This window comes from Kribbella sp. CWNU-51, assembly GCF_054073265.1.
The window spans coordinates 1-1,199 of the sequence record NZ_JBSXMZ010000069.1 but is presented as its reverse complement, the minus strand read 5'-3'; the positions used below and the strand labels follow the sequence as shown (position 1 = coordinate 1,199).

General features: G+C 74.7%; 1 protein-coding gene. It reads right to left on the bottom strand.

Annotation, left to right across the window (positions count from 1 at the left end; all coding sequences use genetic code 11):
* A partial coding sequence (locus ACXC9Q_RS41830) for an acyltransferase family protein (protein WP_457062605.1) occupies positions 1 to 1,117 on the bottom strand: 1,117 nt, incomplete at its 3' end.
* Positions 1,118 to 1,199 lie beyond the last annotated feature (82 nt).

Sequence of the window (1,199 nt, the reverse complement as noted above, 5' to 3'; positions counted from 1 at the left end):
AGCCGCGGTGGCGCTGGAACGGAATCTCGAAGACCGCGGCGAACAGCCGGGCCAGCGCCAGCGTCAGCGGCACCGCGACGGCCAGCGTCAGGGCGAAGGTCGGCTGCCCGGCCGGGACGAGGTGGTGCGCCTTCACGACCCGGCTCACCACCACGACGATCGGCAGCTGGACTAGGTAGAGGCTGTAGGAGAACGTGCCCAGCCCGCGCACCAGGCGGTTGTCCAGCAGCCGCACCAGCAGCGCGGGTCGCCCGGTCGTCACGGCCATCAGCAGCAGCACCATGGCCGGCCCGATCGCGAGGTCCACCCAGAAGTAGTGCCGCACCGTCCACACCGTGCCGGCGCCGGCCGCGAGCACCACGACCGGCAGGGCGGCCAGCGCGGCCAGCCAGTGCCACGGCAGCCGGCGCACCCGGTCGCCGGCGACGAGGATGCCGGCCCCGGCCACGCCGAGCGCGAACAGCGGCGCCAGCTGCGGGGTCAGCCCGGACAGCTTGTCCACCGGGGGCACGCCCGGCAGCGACGGGAGCAGCAGGGCGGCGACGATCATCGGGACGGTCGCGACCGCGAGCAGCACCGCTGCGCCCAGCCGGCGCCGCAGCAGCAGCAGGAGCGGGAACACGACGTACAGCTCGGCCTCGACGGCGATCGACCAGAACGCGCCGTTCGGGGTCGGTGCGACGGCGAGGTCCTGCAGCAGCAGCCCGTAGACCGCGACGGTCCGGGCGGTGGGCGCGACCGAGTGCGGCTGCGGCGTGACCGCCCAGGCGACGACCAGGCTGAACACCAGCGCCGCCCAGTACGGCGGCAGGATCCGCCAGGCCCGCCGGCGCGCGAACAGGCTCGGGCCGCCGCTGAGCCGCCAGCCGTGCCGGGCCGGCCCGACGGCCAGCGAGAAACCGGACACGACGAGGAAGAACACCACAGCGAGGTGGCCGTAGAGGAGCCAGCCGAGCCAGGCCGGGCCGTGGTTGGTGGGGAAGCCGGGGTACGTCAGCAGCCAGCAGTGGAACAGCAGCACGTATAGCGCGGCCAGCCCGCGCAGCCCGTCCAGCCCGGCCAGGCGGCCGCGGTCCGGCGCGCGTACCGGGGTCTCGTCCTCGACACGGGTCACCACCTGGTACAACGTCTGCCGCCGGCAGACGGTTCACCCGCCGGCAGACGGTTCACCCGCCGGCAGACGGTTCCGGCGGCCCGGC